Origin of the sequence: Exiguobacterium sp. A1_3_1, assembly GCF_048985645.1 — a bacterium.
GTDB classification, from domain to species: domain Bacteria; phylum Bacillota; class Bacilli; order Exiguobacteriales; family Exiguobacteriaceae; genus Exiguobacterium_A; species Exiguobacterium_A indicum.
In genome coordinates this window covers 1-9,634 of the sequence record NZ_WBYY01000125.1, presented here as the reverse complement: position 1 = coordinate 9,634, position 9,634 = coordinate 1, and the positions used below count along the sequence as shown (strand labels likewise).

The 9,634-nt window shown below is 49.3% G+C and carries 9 protein-coding genes; all 9 read right to left on the bottom strand.

Going from position 1 to position 9,634, the window contains the following annotated elements; genetic code table 11:
- Positions 1 to 2,874, bottom strand: a 2,874-nt coding sequence (mfd, locus tag F8N00_RS12885) for a transcription-repair coupling factor (RefSeq protein WP_421018348.1), incomplete at its 3' end; no start/stop codon positions are given.
- Between the two features lie 56 nt (positions 2,875 to 2,930).
- Positions 2,931 to 3,488 (bottom strand): aminoacyl-tRNA hydrolase, encoded by a 558-nt coding sequence (gene pth / locus F8N00_RS12880; RefSeq protein WP_023466549.1) that lies wholly within the window; start codon positions 3,486 to 3,488, stop codon positions 2,931 to 2,933.
- Positions 3,489 to 3,576: 88 nt separating this feature from the next.
- Entirely contained in the window at positions 3,577 to 4,533 is a 957-nt protein-coding gene (locus F8N00_RS12875) for a ribose-phosphate diphosphokinase (protein WP_012368955.1), read from the bottom strand.
- A 55-nt stretch (positions 4,534 to 4,588) separates the two neighbouring features.
- Positions 4,589 to 5,938: a bifunctional UDP-N-acetylglucosamine diphosphorylase/glucosamine-1-phosphate N-acetyltransferase GlmU gene (gene glmU, locus F8N00_RS12870; RefSeq protein WP_023466548.1), complete on the bottom strand. Its 1,350-nt coding sequence runs from the start codon at positions 5,936 to 5,938 to the stop codon at positions 4,589 to 4,591.
- Between the two features lie 168 nt (positions 5,939 to 6,106).
- Positions 6,107 to 6,418: a septation regulator SpoVG gene (gene spoVG, locus F8N00_RS12865; RefSeq protein ID WP_023466546.1), complete on the bottom strand. Its 312-nt coding sequence runs from the start codon at positions 6,416 to 6,418 to the stop codon at positions 6,107 to 6,109.
- 158 nt (positions 6,419 to 6,576) lie between these two features.
- Positions 6,577 to 7,416, bottom strand: a complete 840-nt coding sequence (gene purR / locus F8N00_RS12860) for a pur operon repressor (RefSeq protein ID WP_023466544.1) — start codon at positions 7,414 to 7,416, stop codon at positions 6,577 to 6,579.
- 69 nt (positions 7,417 to 7,485) lie between these two features.
- A complete protein-coding gene (ispE, locus tag F8N00_RS12855; RefSeq protein ID WP_058713009.1) occupies positions 7,486 to 8,346 on the bottom strand; it encodes a 4-(cytidine 5'-diphospho)-2-C-methyl-D-erythritol kinase in 861 nt (286 codons plus the stop codon).
- Positions 8,347 to 8,441: 95 nt separating this feature from the next.
- A complete protein-coding gene (locus F8N00_RS12850; protein WP_012368950.1) occupies positions 8,442 to 8,681 on the bottom strand; it encodes a Veg family protein in 240 nt (79 codons plus the stop codon).
- Positions 8,682 to 8,765: 84 nt separating this feature from the next.
- Positions 8,766 to 9,634, bottom strand: an 869-nt coding sequence (gene rsmA, locus F8N00_RS12845; RefSeq protein ID WP_421018347.1) for a 16S rRNA (adenine(1518)-N(6)/adenine(1519)-N(6))-dimethyltransferase RsmA, incomplete at its 5' end; no start/stop codon positions are given.

The window sequence follows — 9,634 nt, the reverse complement described above, 5'->3', positions numbered from 1 at the left end:
ACCGAGCTCCGTGAATTCCTTGATCGCTTGCAGTCGACTTTCTGCGACTTCCGTCAATCGTTTTTGCGGACGGTACGTAAAGTACGAATAGGCGACGCGACTTGAACGACCGACACGACCGCGCAATTGATACAGTTGGGATAGTCCCATTTGATCCGCGTCGTGAACGATCAACGTATTGACGTTCGGAATATCGATTCCTGTCTCGATGATCGTCGTACTGACAAGAACATCTGCATCCCCTTCGAAGAACGCGATCAACTGACTTTCGAGTTCGGTTTCCGTCATCCGACCGTGCGCCGTGACGATCCTCGCTTCCGGTACGAGCGCGCGAATCTCTTCTGCCTTTCGCTCGATGCCTTCGACCCGGTTATACAAGAAGAACGCTTGTCCACCCCGGCCGAGTTCTCGTTCGAGCGCTTCTCGCATGACGATTCCGTCGTATTCCATGACGTATGTCTGAACCGGATACCGGTTTTCCGGCGGTGTCTCAAGGACCGAGAGATCACGGATCCCGATCATCGACATGTGCAATGTCCGCGGAATCGGTGTCGCTGTCAACGTCAAGACGTCAACGTTCGTCTTCAACTGTTTCAGACGTTCTTTGTGTTTTACACCGAATCGTTGCTCTTCATCAATGATCAATAATCCGATATCAGCAAACTGGACGTCTTTCGACAGCACACGGTGTGTCCCGACGACGACATCGATCGTTCCCTCTTTTAGACCTTGTTTCGTCGCCTTTAATTCTGCTGGCGAACGGAACCGGCTCATGACCGACACACGAATCGGCCATTCACTGAATCGCTCAAGCATCGTTTCGTAGTGTTGTTGTGCAAGGACAGTCGTTGGTACGAGTAACGCGACTTGTTTTCCAGACATGACCGCTTTGAACGCTGCTCGAATCGCAACTTCCGTTTTCCCGTATCCAACGTCGCCACATAATAGACGATCCATCGGACGCGGACGTTCCATATCCTTCTTGATCTCGGCAATCGATCGTAATTGATCGACCGTTTCCTCATACGGGAACGAAGCCTCGAATGCTTGCATGTTATCGTCGTCCTCTGGGAACGCAAAACCGACGGCAGCCTCGCGAGCCGCATAGAGCTTGATCAACTCATCAGCAATATCCTCGACCGATTTCTGGACTTTCGCTTTGACCTTTTTCCATTCCGTCCCGCCGAGTTTATAGATCTTCGGCTCTTTCCCTTCAGCCCCGACATACTTTTGAATCAAGTCGATCTGATCGACAGGAACATACAACGAGTCCTCTCCCGCGTAAACGAGATGGAGATAGTCCTGATGATTACCGGCTACATCAATCGTCTTGATGCCGTGGTACCGACCAATCCCATGATGAATATGAACGACGTAATCGCCTGTCTTCAATTCTTGGTAGCTCTTAATCCGTTCAGCGTTCGTCAGCTTCGTCGTTTGCTTCCGGCGACGCGCTGGTTGCTTGAAGACTTCTTCTTCCGTGATGACGACGAGACGCGCATTCGTCATCTCGAATCCACCATGAATTCCCCCAATCAGGATTGCTGGTTGACCACGAGTGATGCCTTCTTTCGTTACGATCGAGGCTTCGACCCCATAATCGGATAACGTCTGACGCATCCGCTCGGCACGTTCTCGGTTACTCGCTAAGAAAACCATCCACATGTCAGCGCGACGATATCGCTCGACTTCTTGCTTCAGGCGTTCCATCTGACCATGGAACGGTGCAATCGGTTTGATGCTGAAATGGATTGCCGCACTTTCCGGTACCCCGCTCCGACGAGTCGGTAGGAGCGAGAGATACAACAATGGTTGTCCTTCAAAGACATGTGCCATCGGAACGGACAGGACGTAATCACTGACGCTTTGTCCGCGTTCAATGAGAGACGCCATCCATTCTGCTTCCTCTGCATCCTGGACTTCCGCCGCTTCTTCGACCCGTGCGACTTCATCGACGATCAAGACGCTTCCCGTCACGTCTTGACGTAACGTCGACGTGTAGAGGATCGGTGCATACTTCGCGAACTGTTTCGGACGATCGCCGTTTTCTAGCAACTCGACGTCATAAGCAATTCCCTCTTCAAGTGCCGCGAGGACTTCCGTACTTTGGACGCGCTCTTTCGTCGCCTCATAAAGACGACGGACTTTTTCACCCGCGTCCTTCAACTGATCCTTCGTCGCGAAATGTTCCGCCGCTGGCATCAAACATGCTTCTGCGACGACACCGAGTGAGCGTTGTGTCTCCGCATCGAATGTATAGATCGAGTCGACTTCCTCGTCGAATAGATCGAGCCGGTATGGACGTTCGACCGTGAGCGGATAAATATCGATGATACTTCCGCGAACAGCAAACTCACCAGGTGTCGTCACGGTCGCTGTCCGTTCGTACCCCGCATCGACTAAATCTTGGACGAAGTCCGGAATCGATAAGATGTCGCCCGGCTTCACTTGTTTGACGTGTGACAGGAACGTCTGTGCATCCGGAACATATCGGCGTAAACCGACGAGCGGAATGATCAAAATTCCGTCGTCCGTCGTCAGTAAACGATGACGGGTCTCGATCCGCGTCGCCCGCAGTTCTGGACTTGCGCCATAAGAAAGTTCTGCTGCTAACGTCTCATCGACCGGATAGAGCATGACGTCTTCTTCCGGTACAAGTTCAATCAAATCATCGTACAGTTTTTGTGCTTGGAACATATTATGTGTCACGAGTACGAATCGACGTTTCGTCTCCTGATAAATCCCGGCGACGAACAATGCTTTCCCACTGTTCATCAGACCGGTGATCAACTGAGCGTTGACACCGTCCCGGAAGCGTTCCCGAACCGTCTTGATTTCAGGAATCGCTAGTAAGAGTTCTTGTAATTGTTTCATCTTCTTCCTCCTAAAACACGACAGCAAAAACGCTTTGGAACCCCAAAGCGTTGCGTTCAGTTATACCGATTCATCAAAGCGAGAAACGGTGTGTCTATGAAGTCTGTCGCTACATCGACAGACGCATTGAGTACGTGTTGCAAACTTCCTTGTTCTGCCTTCGAAAAATTCATTAACACCCAGTCAATGACTTGGATGGGTGCCGGTGGTCGACCGACGCCGAGCTTAAGACGCTTGATCTCCTGCGTACCGAGGTGCTGGATCAACGACTTGACGCCGTTATGACCGCCTGCACTGCCTTTTGAACGCAACCGTAGTTTCTCAAGCGGCAAGTCCAGATCGTCATAGATGACGAGCACATCTTCGACCGCAATTTTATAGAAATCAAGTAACGGTCGCACCGCTTCACCTGATAAGTTCATATACGTCAATGGCTTGACGAGCACGACACGTTCTCCGTTTATCATTCCCGTTCCGAAGAGGGCTTTAAACTTCGATTCTGAAAGCTTGATCCCGTGCTTCTCCGCTAAGGCATCAATCGCAAGAAAACCGATGTTGTGGCGCGTATTCGCATACTTCGCTCCAGGATTCCCTAATCCGACGATACATTTCATATCGATTCCTCATTTCTATTTAAAAAAGTAAACGAACAAGGGTCCGATTTCAATAAACCGGACCACGTCGTTCGTATGCATCAAGCAATCAGCTGAAGAGCGGGCTGATTGATTTCTGTTCGTGTACACGGATGATTGCTTCTGCAAGCAAGCGTGCTACAGAGATTTGTTTGATTTTGCTTGCACATTCGCGTTGTGTCAAGTCGATCGTGTTCAAGACGACGAGTTCTTCGATCGCTGAGTTCTCGATCCGTTCCATTGCTGGACCCGAAAGAACAGGGTGTGTACAACATGCATAGACTTGTTTCGCTCCGTTTTCGATCAAAGCGTTCGCTGCAAGTGTGATCGTACCCGCTGTATCGATGATGTCATCGATGATGATGGCAATCTTGCCATCGACTTGACCGACGATGTTCATGACTTCTGCGACGTTCGGTTTCGGACGGCGTTTGTCGATGATCGCGATCGGTGCTTTTAATTGTTCTGCTAATTTACGTGCCCGTGTGACACCGCCATGGTCTGGAGAAACGATGACGAGTTCGTTTGGATCGATGTTCTTTTTCTCGAAGTATGAAGCGAGAAGCGGTACACCCATCAATTGATCTACTGGAATATCGAAGAACCCTTGGATTTGTGCTGCATGGAGATCCATCGTCACGACGCGTGTCGCCCCTGCTACTTCAAGCAAGTTCGCAACGAGTTTCGCCGTGATTGGCTCACGTGAACGTGCTTTGCGGTCTTGACGCGCATAACCGTAATACGGAATGACGACGTTGATTGTCCGTGCAGACGCCCGTTTCAGTGCATCGATCATGATGAGAAGTTCCATCAGGTTTTCGTTGACTGGTTGGCTTGTCGATTGAATGATGTAAATATCATCCCCTCGGACACTTTCTTCGATGTTCATCGAAATTTCGCCATCACTGAAGTGTTTGACTGAACTTTCGCTGACCGGGATTCCGATGACTTTAGCGATTTCCTCTGCCAGTGGTTTGTTCGAGTTGAGTGCGAAAATACGAATTTCATGTTCTAAGACAGTAGACATGTGTAGGTGGCCTCCATTTGTTTGGGTTTAGACGAGTAGAGCGACAAGTAATGAATTAACGATAATCGGGTTTCGTCGTTTGACGTTCCCGTGCGATCGCGAGACCGTTTTCCGGCACATCATCCGTGACGGTTGATCCGGCAGCAACAAGGGCGTTCTTTCCGACCGTGACCGGTGCGATCAAGTTGACGTTACAGCCGATGAAGGCATCGTCCTCAATGATCGTTTGGAATTTATTTTTTCCATCGTAGTTGACCGTGATCGATCCACAACCGAGATTGACGTTCTCTCCGATCGTCGCATCTCCGACATAGCTCAGGTGGGCTGATTTGCTACCTTCACCGAATGTTGATTTCTTGATCTCAACGAAGTTTCCGACGCGTGTGTTCGCCCCGAGAACTGCTTGTTGACGTAAATGCGCGAATGGACCGACTTGCGCTGCTGGACCAATTTTGCTGTCCGTGACGACGGATTGACGAACAATGGCACCATCTGCCACTTCACTGTTACGGATATCCGAGTTCGGACCAATCGTACATTCTGAACCAATGACCGTCTGACCGAGTAATTGCGTTCCCGGATAAAGAACAGTATCTGAACCAATCGTGACATCCGGTCCGATATACGTCGAAGACGGATCAACGAACGTGACACCTTGACGCATCCAGTACTCGTTCGTCCGCTTGCGCATCGATGTTTCCGCTTGCGCAAGTGCGACGCGATCGTTGACACCAATTGTCTCTTCGAACGTAGGTGCCGCATACGCTGCGATTGTTTCGCCTGCTGCCTTTGCAATCTCAATCACGTCTGGTAAGTAATACTCACCTTGCGCGTTATCGTTCTTGACCTGCTTCAGCGTCGCGAACAACATCTCATTATCAAAGACATACGTACCAGTATTGATTTCACGAATCGCGAGTTCTTCTGCATTCGCATCCTTATGCTCGACGATTTTCGAGACGTTTCCGTCTTCACCGCGTACGATTCGTCCGTAACCAGTCGGATCGTCAGCGAGTGCCGTCAAGACAGTCACTTTTGCGTTCGTCTCCGTATGATGTTGTAACAATGAAGCTAATGTCTCGCTCGTCAAGAGCGGTGTATCGCCGCAGACGACGAGTGTCGCTCCCTGTTCGTTCCCAAGTACGGGTTCTGCCATTTGAACAGCATGTCCTGTGCCAAGCTGCTCACTTTGAAGTGCGTATTCCACCGATGTGCCAAGCACTTCTTTGACGGATTCCGCACCGTGACCGACGATGACGACCTGTCGCTTGACGCCGAGCGTCGCTAATTGATCGACGACGTGCTGTACCATAGGTTTCCCAGCGACTGGGTGAAGTACTTTGTAAAGCTTCGATTTCATCCGAGTTCCTTTACCCGCTGCTAGAATTACCGCGAAATGATTCATCCTTGTCGCTCCTCCACGTAAATTAGTGTTGATTTCGTTCTGAAATAGTACACTCGTTCCAACTATAACGAAAACGGCACCGTTATTCAATGATGGGACGAAGCGGAATCGAGGAAAAAACGAGAAAAAAGACAGCTTTTCCCAAGAAGAGAAAAGCTGTCTTTTTCCTTATACTTGATCTGTCGTTTGAACAGAAGCGACTTCGTAACCGATGCCTTCTTCTTGTTCCTCACGTGCCGCATAAGCTTCGAGTACTGAATCTTCGACCTTTTTTCGCATTAATGCATTGATTGGATGAGCGACATCCCGGAAGATACCTTCTTGCGTTCGTTTGCTTGGCATGGCGACGAAGAGACCACTATTCCCTTCGATGACACGCAAATCATGTACCACGAATTCGTGGTCGAGCGTAATAGAGGCAAGTGCTTTCATTCGACCCTCTGCCACGACGCGACGAATTTTAACGTCCGTAACGTTCATTTTGTCCGCACCCCTTTAACCGTTGTCACAACTCTTCGTTGTCTACTTCTACTTACGGCTTAAAACAAATAAAGGTTTAGTCTTTCCCAATCTTTTTACGCATAATTTCCAAAAGTTTGATAATTACAGTATAGTTACAATCCATGCGGCTGTCAATTTCAGGTAGTCTCGGCTTCCGAGAAATAGTGATCGACGTTTCCACGCTTGACTTGGATTTGACCGAGATCGACGTCGACGTCCGCTAATTTCATTAAACTGACGTATTCGTTGACCATCTTCTTCTCAGCACCCTCTGCCTCGATCAAGACCCCAACACCTGCAACCTTTGCTTCGAACTCGCTCAAGAGACTCATCATTCCACGAATCGTTCCGCCAGCTTTCATGAAGTCATCGATCAATAAGACGTTCGCTCCACGCGGCAAGCTCCGACGCGCAAGTGCCATCGTCCGGATCGCTTTTGAAGACCCTGAGACATAGTTGATGCTGACTGTTGATCCTTCCGTGACACGACTATCTGAACGCACGATGACGAACGGCACACCCAGTTGCTCAGCGACCGCATAAGCAAGCGGAATCCCTTTCGTCGCGATCGTCATGACGACATCAACTTTCTTTTGGCTAAAGACAGATGCAAACACTTGCCCCATTTGTTTGACCATCTTCGGATCCCCGAGTAAGTCCGTCAAATAGAGATATCCCCCCGGTAACAGTCGATCTGGACGTGCGACACGTTCACATAGATCATCGATGAACGGTAACGCCTTCTTACTGCTCCACGTCGGGATGAACATGACGCCACCCGCAGCACCTGGTACCGTGACGAGACGACCCGTTCCCTCATGTTCTAACATCTCGCTGACGATATCTAAATCTTCACTGATCGACGATTTCGCCGATTTGTAGCGTTCTGCAAAAATCGTCAATGAGACGAGATGATGGGGATGGTCAAGCAAGTACCGCGTCATGTCGACCAATCGACCACTTCTCCGAATTTTCATTTGTTTTGTTCCACCTCTCCGTAATTCCGAATATTCAATAGTGAATATATCATTTTCATACGGATATTATCAATGGTTTTCGCCTAAAAGACGAACGACGTAGACTTCGTTACAAAAGCCACGTAATCCATTATAGAGACGTTGTGCCCGATTCTCGTGTTCCGTCAACGCAAAGACTGTCGGACCACTTCCGCTCATCAAGACGCCTTCTGCGCCACAACTCGTCATGAATTCCTTGATCTGCTCGACTTCCGGGTGCATCGGCAACGTGACCGATTCGAGAACGTTCCCGAGTGACTGGCAAATGCCTTGGAAATCTTGCGCCTTCACCGCATCGATCATCGCTTCGACGTTCGGACGTTTTGCCGTGTTCAAGTCGAGAGCACCATAGACGTCAGCCGTCGAGACACCAATCGTCGGTTTGGCAAGAACGACCCAGCATGGTGGTGGTGAGACAAGTTTTTCTAGCTTCTCTCCGCGACCTGTTGCAATCGCTGTTCCACCCATGACACAAAACGGAACATCAGATCCAACCGCTGCGCCAACTTCCGCCAACTCTTCAAGCGTCAAGCCGAGTTGCCATAACTCATTCAAACCGCGTAACGTCGCTGCCGCGTCACTGGAACCACCAGCAAGTCCCGCTGCGACCGGGATGTGTTTCTCTAAAAAGATTTCGACCCCCGTCTTGACGTCGTATTTTTCTTTTAAGATCGCTGCTGCTTTATACGCAAGATTACGTTCGTCGTTTGGAACGTAAGCATGCTGGGCATTCATGCGAATTTCTCCTGACGGCAGCTCCGTCAATTCTAGACGGTCTGCCAAATCGACTGTCGTCATCACCATATGTACATCGTGATAGCCGTCCGGGCGCTTTGCCGTCGCATCCAGGACTAGGTTGATCTTGGCCGGAGCCTTTACAATAATCGTCATCGTGCCGTTCCTCCTCTAGTTCGTTTCCTGTAGGAATTGTATCAACCTTTCCACAAAAAAAGAAGCGAACATTTTGTCCGCTTCGGAAGGTAAGTTTACGAATTCGCAAATTCGATTTGTACGGAGTCTGTTAGCACGTCGGCGTAGCTATAAGAAACTCGCTCGACATTGTGGCGCTCTGCGTCTAGCTTGACTACAAACACCGAAGGATACGTCTCAACGAGCGTTCCGATTCGGGTTACGACCTTTTTACGACCGCCGCTTGCTTTTAGCGTCAGTCTTTCACCAACATGTGTTTCGAAAACATGTCTGATTTCGTTCAACGTCTTTGGCATACGCTTCACCTCACTAATATTTATTATAGCATATTAAATAAATATTAGAAAGGGGAAATATTATATCTGTTCTAATCGTATCCGTCAACGTTTTTTAATTGGCAAAAGTGCATCCGCTAACTGTGCGAATTCCTGCAGGCTGAGCGTTTCTCCGCGACGACGTGGTTCGATTCCAGCTTCTAACAATGCCGCTTCGACCGCCGCCTTTTCTGTCTTCCCAAAGTGTGTCGTCAAGTTGTTCAGAATCGTTTTCCGACGTTGTGCAAAACTTGCTCGGACGATTTCGAAGAAGAGGGCCTCATCTTGCGTCTGTACCGCTGGCTCTTTTCGAATGTTCAAACGGATGACAGCTGAATCAACGTTTGGTGCTGGGATGAAGACTTGTTTTGGAACCGTGAAGCAGACTTCAGCTTCCGCATAATACTGAATCGCGATCGATAGAGAACCGTATGCTTTCGTGCCCGGTTTTGCACCGATTCGTTCAGCGACTTCCTTTTGAATCATCATGACGAGCGTCCGAAACGGTGCTTTCGCTTCGAGAATCCGCATGATGATCGGTGTCGTGACGTAATACGGGAGGTTCGCGACGACGGCAATGTCAGTGATGCCTTCTTGCGTGAACTCTTCTGCGACGATCGTCGAAAGATCCAGTTCAAGGGCATCACCGTGAATGACCTTCGTATGAGGATACGGTGAAAGTGTATCGTCAAGAATCGGTAATAGACGCTGATCGATTTCAAGAGCGACGACTTTTTTCGCCTGTTTCGCCGATTGTTCCGTCAATGAGCCGATTCCTGGTCCGATCTCGAGTACGCCGCTCTCCGGCGTTAATCCAGCTGCTCCGACGATGTTTCCTAATACGTTTAAATCGATTAAAAAATTTTGTCCTAACGATTTTTTAAACGAAAAGCCATGTTTCGCTAAAATTTCCTTCGTCCGGTGCAATGTAGCAA

What these genes read in the sequence shown, in the direction of transcription:
- pth (WP_023466549.1), bottom strand. Translation starts at nt 3,488, where the DNA reads ATGAAATGTATCGTCGGATTAGGGAATCCTGGAGCGAAGTATGCGAAT.
- F8N00_RS12875 (WP_012368955.1), bottom strand. Translation starts at nt 4,533, where the DNA reads ATGTCTACTGTCTTAGAACATGAAATTCGTATTTTCGCACTCAACTCG.
- glmU (WP_023466548.1), bottom strand. Translation starts at nt 5,938, where the DNA reads ATGAATCATTTCGCGGTAATTCTAGCAGCGGGTAAAGGAACTCGGATG.
- spoVG (WP_023466546.1), bottom strand. Translation starts at nt 6,418, where the DNA reads ATGAACGTTACGGACGTTAAAATTCGTCGCGTCGTGGCAGAGGGTCGA.
- purR (WP_023466544.1), bottom strand. Translation starts at nt 7,416, where the DNA reads ATGAAAATTCGGAGAAGTGGTCGATTGGTCGACATGACGCGGTACTTG.
- ispE (WP_058713009.1), bottom strand. Translation starts at nt 8,346, where the DNA reads ATGACGATTATTGTAAAGGCTCCGGCCAAGATCAACCTAGTCCTGGAT.
- F8N00_RS12850 (WP_012368950.1), bottom strand. Translation starts at nt 8,681, where the DNA reads ATGCCAAAGACGTTGAACGAAATCAGACATGTTTTCGAAACACATGTT.